At 42.5% G+C, this 20,857-nt stretch carries 17 protein-coding genes; 3 read left to right on the forward strand and 14 right to left on the reverse strand.

Translation table 11 applies throughout. The features are described 5' to 3' along the window. The 4 genes from ACTBZS_RS05190 to fliD all read right to left on the reverse strand — a co-directional run. Positions 1-1,297, reverse strand: a 1,297-nt coding sequence (locus ACTBZS_RS05190) for an ATP-binding protein (RefSeq protein ID WP_463043479.1), incomplete at its 3' end; no start/stop codon positions are given. Between the two features lie 141 nt (positions 1,298-1,438). Then, a complete protein-coding gene (locus ACTBZS_RS05195) occupies positions 1,439-1,765 on the reverse strand; it encodes a flagellar protein FliT (RefSeq protein ID WP_460430730.1) in 327 nt (108 codons plus the stop codon). Then, a complete protein-coding gene (fliS, locus tag ACTBZS_RS05200) occupies positions 1,758-2,210 on the reverse strand; it encodes a flagellar export chaperone FliS (RefSeq protein WP_460430731.1) in 453 nt (150 codons plus the stop codon). The genes ACTBZS_RS05195 and fliS overlap by 8 nt, the downstream gene beginning before the upstream one ends. 73 nt (positions 2,211-2,283) lie before the next feature. Then, positions 2,284-4,251 carry a flagellar filament capping protein FliD gene (fliD, locus tag ACTBZS_RS05205; protein WP_460430732.1) on the reverse strand — a complete coding sequence of 656 codons (1,968 nt, stop codon included), beginning with the start codon at positions 4,249-4,251 and terminating at the stop codon, positions 2,284-2,286. A 119-nt stretch (positions 4,252-4,370) separates the two neighbouring features. Between fliD and ACTBZS_RS05210 the strand changes: the two genes are divergently transcribed. Then, on the forward strand, positions 4,371-6,560 hold the full coding sequence (locus ACTBZS_RS05210) for a tetratricopeptide repeat protein (protein WP_463043480.1): 2,190 nt from the start codon (positions 4,371-4,373) through the stop codon (positions 6,558-6,560). A gap of 59 nt (positions 6,561-6,619) precedes the next feature. Here the strand turns inward: ACTBZS_RS05210 and ACTBZS_RS05215 are convergent, their stop codons facing one another. From ACTBZS_RS05215 to fliB (ACTBZS_RS05225), 3 genes are all read right to left on the reverse strand, one after another. After that, entirely contained in the window at positions 6,620-7,021 is a 402-nt protein-coding gene (locus ACTBZS_RS05215) for a flagellar protein FlaG (protein WP_460430734.1), read from the reverse strand. Between the two features lie 101 nt (positions 7,022-7,122). Continuing rightward, a complete protein-coding gene (locus ACTBZS_RS05220; RefSeq protein WP_460430735.1) occupies positions 7,123-8,337 on the reverse strand; it encodes a flagellin N-terminal helical domain-containing protein in 1,215 nt (404 codons plus the stop codon). 134 nt (positions 8,338-8,471) lie between these two features. Next, complete coding sequence (fliB, locus tag ACTBZS_RS05225; RefSeq protein WP_463043481.1) at positions 8,472-9,719, reverse strand: flagellin lysine-N-methylase; 1,248 nt, start codon at positions 9,717-9,719, stop codon at positions 8,472-8,474. A 75-nt stretch (positions 9,720-9,794) separates the two neighbouring features. On the opposite strand from fliB (ACTBZS_RS05225), the gene ACTBZS_RS05230 reads away from it, so the two are divergent. Then, positions 9,795-12,677 carry a tetratricopeptide repeat protein gene (locus tag ACTBZS_RS05230; RefSeq protein ID WP_463043482.1) on the forward strand — a complete coding sequence of 961 codons (2,883 nt, stop codon included), beginning with the start codon at positions 9,795-9,797 and terminating at the stop codon, positions 12,675-12,677. 1 nt (position 12,678) lies between these two features. Here ACTBZS_RS05230 and ACTBZS_RS05235 read toward each other — a convergent pair whose 3' ends face one another. The 7 genes from ACTBZS_RS05235 to ACTBZS_RS05265 are packed head-to-tail and all read right to left on the reverse strand — an operon-like array spanning position 12,679 to position 19,526. Next, complete coding sequence (locus ACTBZS_RS05235) at positions 12,679-13,428, reverse strand: acylneuraminate cytidylyltransferase family protein (RefSeq protein ID WP_463043483.1); 750 nt, start codon at positions 13,426-13,428, stop codon at positions 12,679-12,681. Then, positions 13,376-14,422 (reverse strand): nucleotidyltransferase family protein, encoded by a 1,047-nt coding sequence (locus tag ACTBZS_RS05240; RefSeq protein WP_463043484.1) that lies wholly within the window; start codon positions 14,420-14,422, stop codon positions 13,376-13,378. The genes ACTBZS_RS05235 and ACTBZS_RS05240 overlap by 53 nt, the downstream gene beginning before the upstream one ends. Beyond that, the gene (locus tag ACTBZS_RS05245) at positions 14,398-15,078 is read right to left on the reverse strand and encodes an acetyltransferase (RefSeq protein ID WP_463043485.1); all 681 of its coding nucleotides are present in this window, start codon (positions 15,076-15,078) and stop codon (positions 14,398-14,400) included. Before ACTBZS_RS05245 ends, ACTBZS_RS05240 begins: the two co-directional genes overlap by 25 nt. Positions 15,079-15,099: 21 nt before the next feature. Further along, complete coding sequence (gene neuB / locus ACTBZS_RS05250) at positions 15,100-16,176, reverse strand: N-acetylneuraminate synthase (RefSeq protein ID WP_463043486.1); 1,077 nt, start codon at positions 16,174-16,176, stop codon at positions 15,100-15,102. Beyond that, a complete protein-coding gene (gene neuC, locus ACTBZS_RS05255; protein ID WP_463043487.1) occupies positions 16,169-17,305 on the reverse strand; it encodes a UDP-N-acetylglucosamine 2-epimerase in 1,137 nt (378 codons plus the stop codon). Before neuC ends, neuB begins: the two co-directional genes overlap by 8 nt. A 2-nt stretch (positions 17,306-17,307) precedes the next feature. Beyond that, positions 17,308-18,453, reverse strand: coding sequence for a LegC family aminotransferase (locus ACTBZS_RS05260; RefSeq protein ID WP_463043488.1), 1,146 nt, complete (start codon positions 18,451-18,453; stop codon positions 17,308-17,310). 11 nt (positions 18,454-18,464) lie between these two features. Beyond that, on the reverse strand, positions 18,465-19,526 hold the full coding sequence (locus ACTBZS_RS05265; protein ID WP_463043489.1) for an NAD-dependent 4,6-dehydratase LegB: 1,062 nt from the start codon (positions 19,524-19,526) through the stop codon (positions 18,465-18,467). A gap of 66 nt (positions 19,527-19,592) precedes the next feature. Between ACTBZS_RS05265 and fliB (ACTBZS_RS05270) the strand changes: the two genes are divergently transcribed. Next, entirely contained in the window at positions 19,593-20,816 is a 1,224-nt protein-coding gene (gene fliB, locus ACTBZS_RS05270; protein WP_463043490.1) for a flagellin lysine-N-methylase, read from the forward strand. Positions 20,817-20,857 lie beyond the last annotated feature (41 nt).

The raw sequence follows: 20,857 nt of genomic DNA on the forward strand, positions 1-20,857 counted from the left end.
CAAGGGCAGCGAAGTAGCTGTAGAACACGCTGGCGTAATAGCCTTCGTATTGGGCAATGGCGTTGTTGCGTTGCCAGTCGTAGGGAATGCTGGAAAATAGGCTATGGAATAAAGCTTCCATGCCAGCAAAGTCATTTTTCAGTAACAGCTGCCCCAGCTGGTGTTTGGTGCGGCTGCTTTGACCTGCATCGGGTTGGAGTACATACAGCACACTATTGTGAAAGCTTTGGTAAACCTCACGGTTTGGATAACGCAATTGGTACAGATATTCGCCAAACTGATACTCGCGTTTGGCAATCGTCAGATAGCCGGTTTGGAACATCAAGGATTCAGTGAGCATCATGTCAACATCAAACGCTTGCAACAAATCACCGCTGACGCGCAAAGCGGCCAGTTCTGGCAGCCACACATGATGTGCTTTGATCCAATCGAGTAAGAACGTCGGTGTGCCGGTTTCAAACCAATAGGGCCGGAAATCGCGTTTTTGAAACAGCAACAGCACATCAAACGGGTTGTAAACGGACTCACCTAGCCAGTTATAACCGTTGTACCACTCGCGAATCTGCTCTCGATCTAATCCAGCTAACTCCGGTGCAAAAACGGTGTCAATATCGTGATCAGTGTAACCACAAATCGCTGAATACTCGGCATCAAGGGTGATGTCATTCAGGTTATTTAAACCTGAAAATAAACTCACTTTACTGAATTTTGATACCCCAGTCAGGAACACGAACTTCATTACTGCATCCTGATCTTTTATCACTGAGTATAAGTTTCTCAGCTCATCGCGCATCGCTTTGGCGAGTTCTGGTTTGGTCAGATTGTCTAGGATAGGTTTATCGTATTCATCCACCAACACGACCACCGGTTGTCCCGACTGTTTGTGTGCGTGTTGAATCAGATCAATAAAACGATCAACCACTGAAGTCGTACGATAGCTCAGCCCAAATCGTTCAGCCTCGGAATATAAAATATGCTGGATACGTTCTTGTAGTTCCTCAGGGGAACGCATCACCCCACCGCCAAAGCTGATGCGAATCACTGGATAAGACACCGACCAATCCCATTTATCATGAATCCACAGCCCTTGAAACAGCGCCTCATTCCCTGCCCACAGTTCAGCCAAGGTATCGAGGAACAAGCTTTTACCGAAACGACGGGGACGGGATAAAAAGTAATGACTGCCTTGTGTCGCCAGTTGGTAAGCCATCGGGGTTTTGTCGATGTAGTAATGGTTGTCTTCGCGAATTTTGGCGAAGGTTTGAATACCAATAGGGAGTTTTTTGCGCGACATCATGCAGCCTTAAATCAATAGATGATTGAGAAGGATATGGGGATTGTACTGCGGTCTGGCGAGGCAGCAGGAGAGGCAAAAGAAGGAAATACAGGGGAGAGTCTAGGCGGGATGGCGAGGGAAGGGCTCGCCATCGAAGGGATATTACTTGTAGGCCTGACGCAGTTTTGCGGTCGTGTGGACCGAGCCGAGTTCTTCTCGTAAAACCTGATGGCGGTCACGCACGAGATGGCTGACTTCTTCGTGGCAATCGAGAATTTGCCGTAGGCGATCAGCACAAAATTCGCGGCTACCTAGGCGGTGTTCAGCCCAATCGGGATGATTGGCTTGATAGCTTTGCAGCGCATCAAATTGCAGCAAAAATCCATCCCATAAGTCCGCCACTTTGTCCCAATCTTCTGCTCTTGCCGCGTCACGCAAGGCAAAAGCAGCGTCCATTAGATCGTTGTAGCGTTGTTCGACATCAGACATTGCCATAGCTCATTGGTTTAGCACGAGGAGGAGGTTCGGTGCTGTTTTCAGCGGCTTGCCGAGCTGGGTTGATTTGTTCCCAAGCATCGCGCAGTTCAGCCAATAAACGTGACGCCTGTTCTAATTTAGCATCATCGTTATTTAAGTTGGCTTCTAATAAAATATTGCTCACATATTCATACAGGGCATCGAGTTGTTCTGCCAACTCGCCCCCAACTTCTTTGTTCAAAGACAAACGCAAGCCTTCGTCAACAATCGCAATCGCTTTGCTGATCATACGCCCTTTTTCAGGGATATTTTTTTCTTGCAGGAAGCGACGCGCATTTGCGATAGCTTGTATGGCACCGTCAAACAGCATCAGAATCAGTTTGTGAGGGCTGGCAACCATCACTTCTGTTTCTAGTGCAGATTGTGTGTAGGCAGCATAAGGATTTTTGTTCAGCATAGTTGGCATCTTCAACAAGAAAAAACAAGCGGGAGATCGTTACACGCCATCATAACCATCCCCCGCCCGATTGTCAGCGTAACAACATACTTAATTGTTGCTGCATGTAACTAGACATCTGTTGCATTTGGCTCAAAGTGGAGTCAAGACGACCAAATTGAGTACGCAAACGCTTCTCCGTATCGTCGATACGATTCTGCATCGCATCTTGTTCACGACCCAAAGTTTTGATGGTGGAATTGATACTTTCTGTCTTAGATTCAATAAGCCCTTTTTTCATGACCATTGATTCAAGCGCATCATCAATTGCGAAACCGAACCCTTTTGTCACCGTCATGGTTCCGCGAGAGCCTAACGCCCCACCCGTAATTTCAATTTTTAAGCCCTCGGTATCTTTCCCTGTCGAGCCAGAAAGCGTAATTCCGTCACCCAGAGCAGAGATGCCACCAATTGTCCCAGCTACTTTAGCAGGACTGATACTGCCGCTAGTTAGACCAAAATGGGTCGCTGCATTTGTGCCGATACTGGTGATTTCAATACGGCTATCTTTGTTTTGTTTTGCAGCAGTAAATTCAAATTTATTGTCAGTACCATTAAAGGCAACAGAGACGACATTCGAACCAAAGGCACTATCTAATGCCGCTTGTAATGTCGAGATAACATCGCCATTTGTTGCTTTTGCAGTTGAAAAAGCAGTATCAAGGTTAATAGTTGCAGCAGTACCATTAACCTTCATCGTCATCGATTCACCTGAGAACTGTCCAGCCGTCGTGCCAGCACTACTTGCCGTATTGCTTTGTAAAACCCATGGTGCATCAGTCAAAACAACTTCATAACTACCTGCTTTAGTTTTGCTGGTTGCACTCATTAAATTCAAGCCAGTATCAGCGGCTTTACCAGATGCAGTAAACAGCTTCATCACCGCCTGAGGATCGGCCTCTAGTGCTTTGGTCAATTTGGTTGAGTCAATAGTCATATTGCCAGTTTTGGCATCAAACCCAACACCAACGGAAGCAGGTAAGGAGTAATCACCAGAGATACCCGAGATCTGGGTTGAAAAAGCAGCACGCAACTGGGTACGAATCGAGCGAATGCTACTGTCTCCATTCAAGATACCAGCATCAGCTGCTTGCCCAGCTTTTGCTGTCTCAGCTTTGAAGTAGGTTAGGTTGTCTAACACTTTCATCAACTCATTATAAGACTTCGCAATCCCCTCAATCGTTGATTTAGCCGATCCGGTGTCTTTCGTCACATTGACTGTCAAAGGCTTACCGGCCTCTGTTTTTTTAGATAGCGTCAACGTTACCCCGTCAATCGCTTTTGTCAAAGTGTTACTTTTATCAGTGATTGTTAAACCATCAATTTTTACTTGTGCATCAGCTGCAGCCTGAGTTTGGCCAGCATTCGACGCTGTTGGTGCACCACCACCACCGGCATACAGGATTTTATCTAGGTCAGAACTACTAGATGTAGAGGAAACAGTGATAGTGTTCGACGCACCCGTTTCTGTTGCTGACAATGTTAAACGATAGGCTGAACCATCGTTCACTACGTTGGCGGTTACCCCACCATTTTCCTTATTAATTTTGTCTCGTAATTCTTCAAGCGTCAGATCCGCAGTGAAGTTCAGCTCCAATTTTTTGGTACCGACTTCAATAGTCAAGTTTTTACCATTGGTTGCCAAGGCAGTTTTACTATTTGAAAAACCACCAGAAGCAATTTTGTGAGACTGAGCGAGATCAATGACTTCAACCGAGTACTTACCTGCCTGAGCAGCACCAGAAGCAGAAACAGAAGCATAGTCCTTATCGCTAACGGACGCTTTGGTTGAGCTAAATTTGCTGTTATCTTGAAGCGCCTTGATAGAAGATTGAAAAGTAGACAGGGCACTCTTAACTTGACCGTAAGCGGAGAGCTTCTGTTGCTCTTTGGCTTCTTTGGCCTGCAGTTGTGAAAGAGGCCGTGATTCTACTGTCATCAATTGGCCAATGATGCTATTAATATCTAACCCAGAACCGACACCAGCAGATGTGATAGCCATGATGGGGTACCCCTCAAGAAGTAGAAATTCAATAATTGATGTGACAAGTATCGTCCAATCGAAGTAAAACTTAAAGTATGTTGAGTTACTGTCGTAATTTTCTTTTTTCGGAGTGTCAAATGTCGCAAAAAAAATCAAAATACACAAAAATCAAATCACCATCTCAAGCAGAAATGAGTTCGATAGTTGAAGCATATTATAGCGGTGATGCAGCGTTGTTGTTAGAACGAACAAATGAGCTGGCTCAAGCATACCCGCAGCACAGTTTCCCTTATGAATTCATGGGTTTAGCATACGAGATGCTGGGAGAGATTGGGCAAGCCATCGAAACGCTACAAAAAGCAGCATACCTTGCCCCGCAAGATCCTGAAATTCAAACCAATCTCGGCAACTTAGTCATGAAGACAGGCGATCTAGCAGAAGCGGAAAGCCACTACAAAAAAGCGATTCGTATTAAACCAAGTCTGTTTCAAGCTCATAACAGCCTAGGCTTGTTATTAAGTTACAGAAGTGATTTCGAAATGGCAGAGAAACACTTCAAGAAAGCATTACAAATAAAACCAAACTATATTAGTGCCATGATTAACTTAGGAGAATGTTTAAGACTACAAAAAAAATATCACGAGGCAGAGGACATAACGCAAAAGGCAATCAATTTAGAACCGAATGTTGCAGAGTCTTACCATAACCTTGGCCATATTTTACAAGCACAAGGTAGAAACGAAGAAGCAGAATTATTCTATAAAAAATCCTTGTCAATTTCCCCAAACCTGATAGAATCACATTGCAATATCGCGGCAATTTTTAATGCAAAAGGAAACTATCAGCTTGGTTTTCATCATGCAAAAGAGGCCATAAGTCTAAATCCAGAATATATTGATGCTTATAACAACTTGGGGATTGCATTAAAGGGTTTAAACAACTTAGATGAAGCACAATCTATTTTTGAACATATCTTGGAGAAAAACCCAGGTTCTGATGTCACTCTCAACAATATAGGTAATGTTTATCATCAAAAAGGAGAAATAAAGAAAGCAATCCAATATTTTCAACGTGCAGTTCACTCAAAAATCTACAACACTGAGGCGTATAGTAACTTATTGCTATGCTACAACTTCGTGGACAGAGGGGAAACGCTACATCATGCGATTGAATATGGGGAATGGCTAAAACGTCATACAAAAAATAGTTATTCCAACAAACATCAGAATCACAACCATGAGAAGCTAAAAGTCGGTTTTGTATCGGCAGATTTCCGTGAACACTCGGTAAGTAAATTTTTGGGATTTATGAGTGAAATTAAGCAAAACAATGAATTTGAACTGTTTGCTTATTATAATCATAGCATTGAAGACGATACCACACATCAGTTAAGAAAGTATTTTGATAGCTGGAATAATATCTTTGCGAAATCAGATGAAGAAGCAGCGGAGCTTATTTATCAGCAAGAAATTGATATATTGATCGACTTGTCAGGCCATACAGCAGGCAATCGTTTACCTGTATTTTCTTATAAGCCTGCACCACTACAAATTACTTGGCTTGGCTATTTTGCAACAACAGGTATTGAAGAAATCGACTATATTCTCGTCGATCAAACGGGTGTCCCTGAAGAATACCAATTCCAATTTGCTGAACAAGTGCAATATCTGCCTCATACAAGGTTATGTTTTAACACCCTAAGCGAAGCACCAAAGGTATCCAATTTACCCGCTTTAGAGAAAAATCAGTTTACTTTTGGTTGCTTTCAACATCTTAGCAAAACAAATGATGAAGTCTTTTCTTTGTGGCGGGACATTCTTAATCAAGTCCCTCACAGCAGTTTACGTTGGCAGGCAATGCAGTTTGCTGATGAGACAGTCAAAGAATCCACTTTGCAAAAACTAGAAGCACAGGGTATTTCTCGTACACGGATCCATCTTTTAGCTGCGACTTCTTATCAAGACTATCTACAGGCACATGCAGAAGTGGACGTGCTACTAGACACCTTTCCCTATACGGGAGGCACTACAACATGCGAAGCGCTCTGGATGGGTGTCCCAACTATCACACTTGCAGGAGAGACGTTACTTTCGCGTCAAGGTGCTAGCTTGCTCACTGCGGCAGGATTAGAAAGTTACGTGACCAATACCAAAGAGGAATATGTGGCGCTAGCATGTTCAGTTGCTTCTCGGTTAGAGGCATTGTCTTTATTGAGACAAAACTTGCGAGAACAAGTTACACATTCTGCCTTGTTTAACCAAACACAGTTTGCTAAAGATTTTTCACAAACAATCACAACGCTTTGGCAACAACACTTCTCACATTAAAAGATATAAAACAAAAAAGCTACCTTATTTACCTAAGGTAGCTTTTTTAGTTTCTTGCACTAGGCTTTTTGATTAACAAACATGCCAGCAATTTTATCAATACTCTTAGCAATTTCTAGCATTTCTTCTGAAGGAATCTGTCGAATGATTTCATCATTCGCGGTATTGATAATTTTAACGACAGGGATCTCCAAGTCTTCATCGACCGAAAATTTCAATTCGCTCGCGTACATCTGCACCACTTTTTGTACTTTTTCTGCGGCATCTTGTAAATCTTGTGGATTGGCTTGGAGTGCTTGTTGTTTCTGTGCACTGGAAACAGCTTGCACAGCATCGCTTGAAACTTCTACCGTTGGGGCAGACGATTGCGAGGCAGGCAAAGAAACGGGCCGGTTGTTCGTATCTTGCGGCAACGAATAAGACGGCAAGTTGCTGCTGTTGATGGGGGGAATCGTACTCATGAGCAAGGCTCCTTACGCGAAAAACCCGACGGGGGAGGCTCCCGCGCCGGGTTGTTCGAAAACGGGCCACCGCGCGGGGCGGCGGCTGTTTCTTTTTCAGATTAACGCAAGAGCTGCAGAGCTTGCTGTGGCTGTTGGTTAGCCTGAGCCAGCATTGCAGTACCCGCTTGTTGCAACACGTTGGCACGAGCCAAGGATGCAGATTCGTTAGCGAAGTCAGCATCTTTAATCCGGCTACGAGAAGCGGAGATGTTTTCGCTAGAAGTTTGCAAGCTAGTGATTGCCGAGCTGAAACGGTTTTGGAAAGCACCCAGTTTTGCGCGGAAAGCGTTCACTTCTTTGATTGCGTTGTCAATACGAGCAATCGCGTTGGTTGCATTTTTGCTGTCGTGGCCAGTGACGGTCAGGTCAGTAATACCTAAGGTGTTGTTACCAGCTAAGGAAGCACCGCCTTTAGTGGACAAACCAGTTTTCGATGCACTCCAACCACCAGTCAGGCTGAAAGAAGCCTTTGACAACTCACCCAAAGAACCGTTGGAACGCACTTGGATCTTGTTGTTCTCATCCAGTGTAGCGGTCACGCCAGTTTTTTCGGACTGTTTGTTGATCGCTTCAACAATTTGACCGGCACGTTGTTCACCAGTTGAAGCAGCACCAATTGAACCTAAGCTGACAGATTGTGCTGCGCCGTTGGAATCTGTGTATTTGATTTTCAGGCCGTTAGCAATGGCATCTACACCACCGGTGCCAGCTGCTTTACTGATCGAACCAGTCGCAACTGCAGATACACCACGGACATAGTTACGACCACCTAAAGAACTCAAGTTGGTGTTTGCAACGCTATCGATAGTAATTGCCTGACCTGCATCAGCACCCACTTGGAAAGTTTTTGCAGTGAAGGAACCGTCCAACAGTTTGTTGCCGTTAAACGAAGTCTGTTCAGTCATACGCTGAATTTCGTTTTTCAGCTGAGTAATCTCGTCTTGAATTGTCTGACGGTCACCGAGTTTGTTGGTGGAGTTGGCTGCTTGCACGGCCAATTCACGAACACGTTGCAGGTTGTTACCCACTTCGGTCAACGCACCTTCAGCAGTTTGTGCCAAAGAGATACCGTCGTTTGCGTTGCGCTTAGCCTGATCCAAACCTTTGACTTGGGCAGTCATACGCTCAGAGATCGACATACCAGCAGCATCATCTTTCGCGCTGTTGATACGCAAGCCAGAAGACAGACGCTGAGTTGCAGTTGCCAACAGACCGGTAGAACCAGCCAATTGACGTTGGGAGTTCAGCGAGGCAACGTTAGTATTGATAAACATAGTGATTCTCCTACTGAAGAGAAAAAAGTTAAACGAGGCGCTTACTATCAAACTGCAGGTATCGCGCTCTTGTTAGTGTTTTCGGATCACTCAGAAAAAACTTTAAGAAATTTTCTGCTTTTTACAGCATTTTTTTATTTTCCCAATAAACTCAATAACTTAGGCAAGCTTTTCAACTCTGAATTTGCTAAAGACATCGCAGCAGCAAACAACATTGGAGACTCCTCTACCCATTCACGATGAAATGCTGAGCCTACCAAACAAGCCTGTTGCTCAAAATCATTACCATAGGCACTCGCAGCCGCAGCCAAAAACAACCGTTGCAACAAATAAAATAGCAAGAAGGCCAACAGATTGGTTCGTAAATCATGTTCCACTGACGCTACAGGAAACGCATACGCTAACCAGTGGTTCAACACGATATGCTCTAAAAAATGCGGTGATGCTAATAGCGCCTGATCAAGATCCGCTAAAGCCTCTCGTATCCTAGGAATAGCGGCTAACGCACGTTCTTCTAGTGGACGAGATTGATCCGCCAAATCAAATGCCAACACAACATCATTCAGCACTTTTTCATAGCTACCCACCCCTTGCTGTCGATCGTGACGAAGTTGTAACAGCTTTACCAACAAAAGTGCATGTAGAGACTCATCAAATGTAATTTGCGTAAAGTGCAATGTCTCGTCGTTCTGTTGGATTAAGTTAAAAAGGCTGTCAATCGAGAGCGCGATGTGATCGACTTGATTGGCTTCATACACCTCACTAATCTGTTCCGTCAGGAAGTACAACAACATTAAGCGACGCGAGAGTGGGAGTTCACGAGTTTGCAACAACGTCGCACCCGCTTGCCGCAGTAACAAGTAGCGCTGTTGTTCTACCTCGGGTAGATCCACTGTTACCATGGATTCCTGTCTCATCATGACGGGTGCAATCGATAGTGCCAGTGCATCGGGGGTTTTCCACAATAGACGACCCACTTCTGGACAGGACGGCGATAAGAACTGCTGCGTCCCATCAGGCAGCCATCTGTTAATAGCAGGGTATTCAGCACAACGCGTCGGTAAAGCAGGGTTATCATACAGCCGACACTTTTGCTGACGATCCAGTAACCAACACTGCCCCGTTACAGGATTCATTCGGCTAAACGCCTGCATCTCGCCGAGTTTGTTTTTTGCGACACCAAAAGCAAGTCTCAACCAAGGCTGATAGGCTGTTTGATTTGTTAATTGCGCCATCCCATCCATGTCTTGAACAGAGGGAAAAAACAATACTTTCTGACAGCAGGAATTCACGCAGATGTTTGAACCAACACAGTTAAATTTTTGTAGATACTGGGGAACTAATGTATCAGTTTTCGAAAACGAAACAACAGAATTTGTCATCGAACAGCCTTTTTAAAGAAAATAACTCAGCAGAAATGCTCTCGTATCAACTCTAACTCAGAAAGAACACCACAGATGGCCAAAAACCTCAATATAGAGATGGAAAGAGCTTCAAAAAATCAACAATGGGCGGATGCGGCGGTGCTTGCAGAACAAGTGTGTGTACAGTATCCCAAACACAGTCGAGCTTGGCTGATCCTAGGTGTGAGTCGATTTCATTTATCAAACTTAACACAAGCACAAGCTGCAATCGAAAAAAGTTTGGCGCTCAATAGTACACAACCAGAGGCTTACTTTTGGTTAGCAAGAATACTCAGTAATAAACAAGAACCCCTACAAGCTGACATATTTTTCTCCAAAGCAATCGAACTTGATCAAACAAATCCACAATATCCTATTTTCAAAGCTGTCAACTTATACAACAATCATCTTTTTATCGAGATAAAGAAAGACCTACCTTCTCTCGTTAGAAAATATCGAGAGAATCCAATTTTCCCTATTATTTTGATGGCTGCATTTGAAGAAACAAAGCAAGAGATTGACCTCGATATTGAAACACTCAAGGTCATCACGGGTGCAGCAGAAAACAGCGAAGATGAAAACATCCATTTTCGCTATATAAATATCTTAGCCATTCAGGACAAGAAAGAAAACCTATCTCGCTTTTTAACTAACAACAAAGTGGCGAAGCATTTACTAATTTATGGCAAGGGTAAGATATTTGAATTAGAAGACAATATTGAACAAGCTGAAATTCATTATAAAGAAGCCTTTAAAATTAAGAAAACAGATTTTTTATGCAGAAGATTATCAGAGATTTTATTCGAACAAAACAAATTTGAAGAGTGCACTTCTGTTATTAAAGCTTTTCTTGAAGAAAACCCTAATGACCCACAGGGGTTAATACAACTTGGCATGATTTATTATGCCCTACCAAAAGAACAAGAAAAAGCAATTGTATGTTTTGAAAAAGCGATTGAAGCAAAACCAGATCTTGACATGGCCAAATGGAACATGGCGCACCCCCTGTTCAATTTAGGTAGAGTAAAAGAAGGTTGGGATAAACACCGTTATCGCGAGTCTTTATTTTTACCAAGAAAATTTCATGCCGAGATTTGGAAAGAAAACGAATCACTAAAAAACAAAACCCTTATGGTCTGGAGTGAACAGGGGGTTGGCGATTATTTTATGTTTGCTAATTGTTTCCCAGACTTAGTAAAAAAATCAGGGGCCAAACATATTATCTATGAAACAGACCCTCGTTTACTTGCACTGATGCAACGCAGTTTTTTAGAAATTGATGTCAGACAAAGCCCACGTTTACAAAAAGATGGGGCGCCATACATTACTGATTACACACATCATATTCCTATGGGGACGTTGCCAGTCTTTTACCGAAAACAAGTTAACGCCTTCCCGACTGGTTCTTATTTAAAGACAAATCCAGAATGGGATGAGGAATGGAAAAAACGCTTAGACCATAGCAAGAAAAATATAGGTATTTGCTGGCGAAGTGGTGTACGCAGTACGTTTAGAGATAGATACCTCACAGATATAGAAGTTTGGGGCCCATTGTTCAGTATTCCTAATGTAAACTGGATCAATCTACAATATGGTGATTGCGATAAAGAACTTGAATTTGCCGCTAAACATTTTGGTGTAAAAATTCAATCTTGGTCAGATATTAACCTAAAAGATGACTTTGATGCAGTGGCTTCTCTAATAAAAAGTTTAGATCTGGTCATTACAGCCCCAACCGCAGTTATGCAGTTAGCAGGTGCAGTAACAGGGGGCAAAAACGTTTGGCCATTTATTACACACCCAAATTGGAGTTTATTAGGTCAGAACTATTCCCCTTGGTTCCCAGAAGCACGAGTTTATAGAACAGAAGTTCCAACCCCGATTCACCATACTTTTCCACGCATGAGTGAGGATTTAAGGAAATGGCTACAAGGGGAAAATATGTCTGCTGGCGTTGTGATGTGTGAAGAACAAGATGAATCGTTGTTTACAACGCAGATTTCTGAGAAATATTCTGATGCCCTTAGCTGTGAAGAAAAACTGGCTCGAGGAGATATCACTACCAAACAAGCAATTGAAGCAACCTTCTCACAGTCTTTAATTAAGCGACTCAACACGCTCAGCGAATATAAGCAAGTAGAACCTCTAGAAGAAGAAGTGCTCAAATATGGAGGAACACTAGCGAATTATATACAAAAAAAAATAAACCAGCCAATACTAGAAAAAGAGCTATTAATAAAAGGCACAGGCAAAAAAACCTTACTGATTTTTTTCCAAGGTAACATTAATATGGCCTTACCTCAGTCAGAGGTCACGCCCTATCTTACACCCAAGTTTGCTGGGGTAAGGTTATTTGAAGAAATATTGCAGGATTACCCTGATACTTGTTACTTAGGCGTTCGCGACAGTTGGCAAATGTGGTACCAAGTTGGCCCTCTTGGAACGGCATTGGCTGATCAAGGCCTTTCAGCACAACAAAGATGGCTGTCGCTATTAAATGCCAAGATAGAAAAATCAGGTTGCCAAGAAATCATTTGCCTTGGCACTTCAGCAGGGGCTTCTGCTGCCATTCAATTTGGAGCAAAACTGAACGCAAAAGCAGTGCTTGCGATCTCACCACAAGCCAAACCACTCGATAATGAATGGGAAATTAAAGAAGGAAAAGCTTCTTTTATGGTAACAAAAGATGTGCAATGGAGAAAACAGGTAAAGGAAAAATTCAATATACCGGCACTTGACCTAAAGCCTTATGCTGAAGAGCTTGGCTCTCGGTTACAGCTCTTTGTTCCTAAACTGTACGAGGCTGATCTCATTCATGCAAACTACCTTGCGAATACCAACCCGAATATTCAAGTTCACCGAAGCCCCGGGAAAGATCATGCAGATGTTAGTAAAGCTTTATTTAAGAAAGCACTGATCGAACAAATTATTAAGTAGATCATTTCTCTCGGTTTTGGTAAGCAAAAATCGACTCGGCAAAGTGAAAATCTAACGCCGAGTCGATATCAACAGAATGTTCTGTTGGCATAATAAAAGCAATCGTTTTTGGTGTCAGAAAAGTACGCTGTTGAATGAGACATTCAACTTTTGCCAAATAGATCGCCCCATTCAAGCGATAAAACTTACCTAGTGCCTGTCGTGGTTGGTCTCGGATTGCCTCAGCAAAGGAAACCATACATAGATCTTCTGCTAAAGGCTGTGTCCAAAGCGGCGGATGTTCTGCCGGAGCCACACTTATCACGCTGGGTGCTTCTCTCTCAGTCATCAGGGAAACAGCCTGTTGAATATCTTGTGCGGTGCGTAGAGGAGATGTCGCCTGTAGTACAGCAACCTCATCAAACTTTTTCCCCCTAGCAGAAAAATAATTCAACACATCCAACACCACGTCTATTGTACTGGCTTGATCTGTTGCCAAGTGTTCAGGTCGTAATATCGGAACGGAAACACCTGCTTGCTCGGCAATTTCAGCATACAGTTGGCTATCCGTCGATACGAAAACCTCGCTAAATACACCAGAAGCAAGAGCAGCTTCAATCGTCCAGTGTATAAGCGGCTTTCCAGCCAAAGGTAAAATGTTTTTGTTTGGTAGTCCCTTGGATCCAGACCGCACAGGAATAATAGCAAGGCGTTTGACATTAGATTGAGGCATATTCTTCTTGCGCTTTCTGAAAATCTTCCATTCGACCAATATCAAGCCAATAGCCGGGAATAGTGAATAAATTAACTTGCTGATGGGTCTCAACCTGTTGTTGCAAGAGAGTCGGCATATCTATTATTTGACCCGGCATCACCGTTTTTACCAAATCGGGGTCTAATAAATAAATCCCAGCATTTACCTTAAAACGGTAAGTAGGTTTTTCAACCATATTTCTCATCTGATACCCCTCTGACTCAATAACACCATAGGGGATTTGCTGTTCATACTCACGCACACACATTGTTGCAACACCGCTTTGTTCTTCATGAAAGGCAAGGAGAGAAAGAAAGTTAAGGTCAGTTAATAAATCGCCATTCATCATAAACAAAGGATAGTCGATTTCGTCATGTGGTAATAAACCAAGTGCCCCACCCGTTCCAAGCGGTGTCTGTTCGTGTATGTATTGAATTTCAACATTCCAACGACCACCATCACCAAAATAAGATTGAATTTGCTCTGGCATATAATGTGTTGAAATATAAAAACGATAAAAACCAGCGTTAATAAAACTTTCTAAAATCAATTCTAAAATAGGTTTGCTACCAATCCTGAGCATAGGTTTAGGACAAGTATTTGTTAGAGGTCTCAGACGCGTACCAAACCCACCTGCCATCAAAAAAACAGGATTGTGTTGTCGGGGTTTTTGTAACAGACCATGTAAAGTTTCAAGTCCAACCAATACACCAGAACTGTCTAAGATAGGTAGCTGTAATAGACTGTCCTTTTCCATCAAGGCCAACATTCTGGCCTTGCTCCAATCATGCCGCGCCACTTTGGGGTGGGTTGTCATCACCTCGCACAGAGGCGTAGAAAGAGGCTGTTGTCTTAATAAAGCACGGCGTAAATCGCCATCTGTCAGTGTGCCTAACAAGCGATTTTGTTCATCTACAACCAAAACAATTCGTAGAGCACCGCGATCAAGAATAGGAATCGCATCAGACAGTGAGATATTTGGATGCGCTAAAGCAGATTGCCATTTTTGCATTGATTAGATTCCTGTGATTGGGCAAGTGGTTTAGCCGGTGTACCGTATAGCGTTGTAGCAACGGCAATCGATTTAACAACAGTAGCACCAGCAGCAACAACAGTATGTGGCGGTAAAACTACGCCTTGAATGATGGAACTACCACTGGCGATATAGCTCATTTCACCAACGGAAACGCCACCGCATAAAGTTGCACTGGGTGCGACATGACTATGAGCACCAATTACACAGTCATGGTCGACTATTGCGCCAGTGTTAATAATGCAATTATCGGCAATCACTGTATCTGCTTGAATCACAGCGCCAGCCATCACTTGCACACCCACGCCTAAATTCACATTTGAACCTAACACAGCAGCAGGATGAACAAGCGTTGGAAATGAAAAACCCGCTTGTTGCCAGCGGGTAAATACGTTCTGACGTACGAAAGACCTAGGTAGTAAACCGATGCCCAAGGCCAAGTTTACTTCTGTGGGAGCTAAAGAGAGCTGAGATTCATCTGCGCCCAAGACAGGAATTCCTCGCCACTTTTTAGCACTATCGTTAGCAAAACGAGGATCAAAGACCCCAATAACGGGGTAATCCAAGGCAACTAACACATCTAGCACAACCTTAGCATGGCCACCTGCACCAAACAGCACAAAAGGTTTTTTCATAGCAACTCGACTCACAAGTGCTTATAGAGGATCGCCTGCCATCATATTTTTTGTCGCAGATTCACCCTGTAATACATCCCACCATTCCATCGGTGAACGTCCGCCACCAGCACGGGCAGTTGTAATATTCTCAACACTAAACACCTCGCCCACAGCAATATCGCGTGAAGCAATGATGTTTTGTCTAGCAGCACGTCGAGTATCCCATTCACTTGGCTGAGGGGCTTTAATACCAGAACCTAAAGCTTTGGACAGCGCACGAATTTGCGAAATCAAATGTTTTAATTCACTCGGCTCTAACGACGCTGCATGATCAGGCCCTGGTAAGTGACGGTCTAATGTAAAATGTTTTTCAATCAACACAGCCCCTTTTGCAACAGCAGCAATCGCAATCAAATCCCCTTCGGTGTGATCTGAATAACCGACTTTCATGCCAAAAGCGTCACCTAAAGTATTCATTGCCTTGAGATTCACTTCTTCCATTGGTGTCGGATATTGTGAAGTGCAATGCAATAATGTGATCTTGTCTCTCACTTGTTGTTGAGCTTTTTCACTACTCCAAAATGACCATATTTCAGAAAAGTTTTTTGGTGGCTCAACATAAGACATACCATAGCTAAGCACGGCCAAAGCTTGCTCAATTTCACCTAGAGTTGCCATCCCTGTTGATAAAATCAAAGGTTTACCTGTACGTGCAAAATGCCAGAGTAAAGGCGCATTAACTATTTCACCAGAAGGAATTTTATAAACAGATAAATCTAGGGTTTGCAGAAATTGCAAACTATCTACATCAAAAGCTGTTGATAAGAACTGAATCCCTAGCGACTCAGCATGCTTTTTAAGTGGGGCATGCCACTCTAATGGCAATTCCAGTTTACGCAACATCTCAAGTTGAGATTCTTGATGATCGGTCAGCTTTTTTTGATAAGCGGCTTTTGGCGCACGAGTGGCAGCTAATTTTTCAGCATTAAAAGTTTGAAACTTCACGGCATCAGCACCAGCAGCAGCAGCAACCTCAACTAAAGCGAACGCTTTTTCTTTTTCACCATTATGGTTGACCCCTGCTTCAGCAAGAAAAAATACTTCTTTGTTAGACATGATCTTCTTCCTTATCAATCATTTTAATAATTGTCTGCAGAACCTTATTAGAAACATTTCCTCCACCATAAGGAGAAACGGCTTGTAATCGAGTATTTTTAAAGATCATTGCTTTTTTTATAGCCAAAACAATACTGTCTTGGTCAGGCTGACTATGGAAAGTAGAGTTGGCGTATAAACGCCCCTTCTGTCGACAACCTATGTTGACAGTGGGTATATTAAACAGTGGTACCTCAATGATCCCGCTAGACGAATTACCAATCACAACATCAGAGAATTTAACTGCGCTTAAATATCGCTGAGTCCCTAAAGAAGGTACCGCTACAGCTTTTTTGGGATAACGTGCTACATAATTATCAATCTGGGCAATAATTTCCCTACCTCCATTATCTGCATTCGGATAGCAGAAGATAACTTGATGATTGGGAAACTGATCTAGTGCTTCTAATATATTGAGAAATGTTAATGTAGGTGACTCATCTCCCAAAGTAACAGGATGATAAGTCACTAAAAAGAAAGGCGACTGCAAAGTAAAATTGAGTGTAACAGCCAGTTCAGATAAAGACAGCAATGAGGTATGTTCAACATGATCTAAACCAATTGCACCGACACAAAACACGCTGTGCTCTGGTTTTCCAAAAGATAGAATTTTTTGTCGGTAAGGCTCAGCCGCCGTGAAATGCCAAGTTGCCATGTGTGTAATCGAATGTCGAATTGCATCATCATAAGCCCCTTCTGTTGTTTCCCCTCCATGCAAATGAGCAATAGGTATTTTCATTACCATTGCAACTTGTGCGGCTGCGAGGGCTTCAAATCTATCGCCAAGGATAATCAGCACATCTGGCTGTAAACGATCAAGGGCATCTGCAAAACCAATACAACCTAACCCCATTGCTTTGGCAACCCCAACAGCACTATCTGACGACAGTAAAATTTCAACCTTTGCTGCGACATCAAAACCATCATCTATGATTTGTTGCCATGTTGAGCCAAATTCAGGGGAGAGATGGGAACCCGACACAATCAACTGTAATTCGCAATCCGGTTCATCTTGAATGGCTTTGAGTAACCAAAAAAGCAAACCATATTCAGCTCGTGTTCCAGTAAAAACAGCAATTTTTTTCAACATATTTAAGACGTTTTCACACTACTTGGTAGATTCACCACTCGGTCTGCTAACCATTCAGAACAAGAGAGGTGATCACGAATCGAGTCACGAAACATCGGCAAACGATGCATAAGTTGCCATATCGGTCTTGTCATCACGCCACTATCGTTGGTATCTCGCAAAAGATGGTCTCTCTGCTCTCTGTCTTGGCAAACCACGGCATGGAGCCAGTAGTTTGCACGACAGTTAATCGGTTCTTCCACAAAGCTTAAATCACTACCGGATAGATTTTCCTTATAAAAAAGTGCTTGCTCCCGCTTGATCGCAATAAATGCTTCTAGTTTTTCAAGTTGGGCACATCCCAAAGCAGCGTTTAAATTAGGGAGCCGATAGTTATAACCAACTTCATCATGCACGTACTCGTAGGCATGTGGTTGTTTAGCAGTCGTTGTCAAATGTTTGGCTCTTTGTCCCAACAACTCGTTGGTAAGCACCATACCACCACCACCAGTCGTGATAATTTTATTTCCGTTGAAGCTTAAACATCCAGCCAAGCCAAAAGTACCTGTGTGTTGACCTTTGTATAAACTGCCTAAAGACTCTGCTGCATCTTCAATCAGCACAACATTCCACCTTTCACACACAGTCAACAGTCCTTCTAAGTCAGCAGGATGCCCGAAGGTATGCATTGGCACACAAGCAGAAATTCGCTGCCGTGAATGCTTTTCACGGCATATACCTTGTTCATCGAGGTAAGCATGTTGCTGTAACCAATCGGCTAACGCAGCAGGACATAAACTTAGATAAGAACGGGAAACATCGATGAATATCGGATCTGCACCACAATAGCGAATTGCATTGCAAGTTGCGATAAAAGTTAAAGCTTGGGTCAACACGAGATCATTTGCTTTTACACCTGCTAGTAACAATGCAGTATGTAATGCTGCGGTTCCATTCACAGTAGCAATAGCACGAGGGGATTGCGTGTACTGAGCAACTGCAGTTTCAAACTGATCAACAAACTTTCCTACGCTAGATACAAACGTAGAGTCAATCGTTTCCATCACATATTGACGCTCGTTACCAGCAAAAACAGGGGCATGAAGGGGAATAAAATCTTCAGAATCGTAGTAACTTCGAATTTTTTTTACTAGCCAATTAAAATTCATCTGATACACCCCTACACGTTATAAATATCGGCTTTATATTTCTTTAGCACATCTGGTTGTGTGAACCATTTAACAGTTTCTTCCAGGCCACGCCGGATATCAAACTCTGGGACAAACCCTGTCAGATCAAAAATTTTTTTATTATCACACCAAAGACGGAACACCTCGGAGTCTTTTGGCCTAATCCGATTTTCATCAGTCACAAACTCAACATCACTGGCCATGATTTCTTTAATCAGATGTAAAGTATCCCCTACAGAAATCTCGTAATTTGAGCCAATGTTGATGGTCTGTCCGATGGTATTTTCAGCTTCGGCTAAGGCAATAAAGCCACGGCAAGTATCAAGAACATAATTAAAATCTCTAGTTGGGCTAACATCTCCCAACTTAATTTGTTTTTTACCTGCAGCAATTTGGGTGATGATAGTCGGAATCACAGCTCTCGCAGATTGACGAGGGCCATAAGTGTTAAAAGGTCTAGCCACTGTGACGGGCAACTGAAATGCATTAAAAAAGCTCATCGCCATAGCATCAGCAGCTATCTTTGAAGCACTATAGGGTGATTGTGGTTGCAGTGGATGATGCTCATCAATCGGAACATACTGAGCTGTGCCGTACACCTCACTGGTGGAAGTGTGGATAACACGACTCACATTGTTTTCTAAAGCTGCTTGGCAAATATTGAGCGTCCCTTTGATATTGGTATCCACATAGCTATCAGGAGCAACATACGAGTACGGAATTGCAATCAGGGCAGCCAAGTGAAATACAACATCCACATCCTTGGTGATATGCTTGCAGTAATGAGGGTCTCGCACATCACCGGAAACCACCTCAACTTCCGACAAGCAAGGAATATCCTCTAACCATCCCCAACTGTTAAAGGAGTTGTACTGTGCCAAGGCTTTGACTTGATAACCTTTGTTGACCAACATTTCAACTAGGTGAGAACCGATAAAGCCATCAGCACCTGTGACTAAAATCTTTTTGTTTTCCATATCAACTTTCGATAGTTTGTTACGCTCGCACGGTCTTGCTTGATTATGGGGGAATTTTTCTAAAACATAAAGCATTATCTTTCATAGACTGAAACTTCCTAGTATAAATTTAAACCATTCCTTAGTAAGGAAAATTTTGCCATGCATAAATATATCGAAAAACTAATGTTAGTACCCGAGTATTTACCAAATTTCCAATGCATTGGGCCAATGTGTGAAGACCATTGCTGCAAAGGATGGGGAATTACTGTTGACAAAAAAAGTTATTTTGCATTAAAAGAAATAAAAAACAAAAATATTGCTAATCTGGTCGCTAATGGAATTAGCCGACAAAGAGGAGATCATTCGAAAGATCGTGAATATGCAAAGCTGAAGCTAGTAGAAGATAAGGGAAACTGTATGATGCTAGCCGCAGATAATTTATGCTCTATACACAAGGAGCTAGGCGAGAAATATTTACCTCACACCTGTTCAATTTATCCGAGACACACTAAAAATCTATTCGGGATAAACCAACAGAGTTTAACCTTTTCATGTCCAGAAGCTGCGCGTAAAGGCCTTTCTATCAAAAAACCAATGCAGTTTATTGAAAGTAAAGTCTATGTTAGAGAAGAACTGATAGAAAAGGCTAATACAAGCCATGCTGAAGATATGGAGCTAGCAAATGAAATTCGATTTTTTTGTATCAATTTACTTCAGTTTAGAGAAATTTCACTTTGGAAACGTTTAGCTATCTTAGGTTATTTCTGTGAACAAGCAGATATACTTCGCTCACAACACAAAGGATTAGAGGTAGCTAATCTGATTTCATCAATTACCAACTCCTTATCTGGTAATGACTGGGAAGAACTTTTTAGTGTAGTCAGCCCTGACTTTGAAAAACAAATCATCACCTCTTTTTACTTAATGGTTTTACAAATTGAATCAAATGCTGAATATTATCAGAAGATAGTTGGACTGGTTTTGGATGGATTAAATACCGAACCAGAGAAAATAGTCGCAAGATATCAAGCTGCACTAGAGTTAGGAGCGAGCAAGTTTATCGAACAACATGATTATGTTCTTGAAAATTTCTTAGTTAATGATGTGTTTACTAGTGGTTTTCCATTGTTAACGGGGAAAGTTTGGTTCGAGGCTTGGTTGTGGCTCGTAGGTCTCTATAAAATCCTGATTTATTCTTGGGTAGGTTTATTTGCTAATTTTGGTGAGAAAATGAATGAAGAGACAGCAATTACGGCTACACAAGCCTTAATTAAATCATTCACTCATACGCAGGAAGATTTTAAAAGACACGTGATAAGCTATCTGAAAGAAGAGGGTATGCCTGATTTTGCATCAAGTCTTTCTTCATTGAAACCAGAATAAGTATCACTAAGCACAAGGGTAAATTTTAGATCCGCAGGGTG

The organism is Aquaspirillum sp., assembly GCF_055136605.1.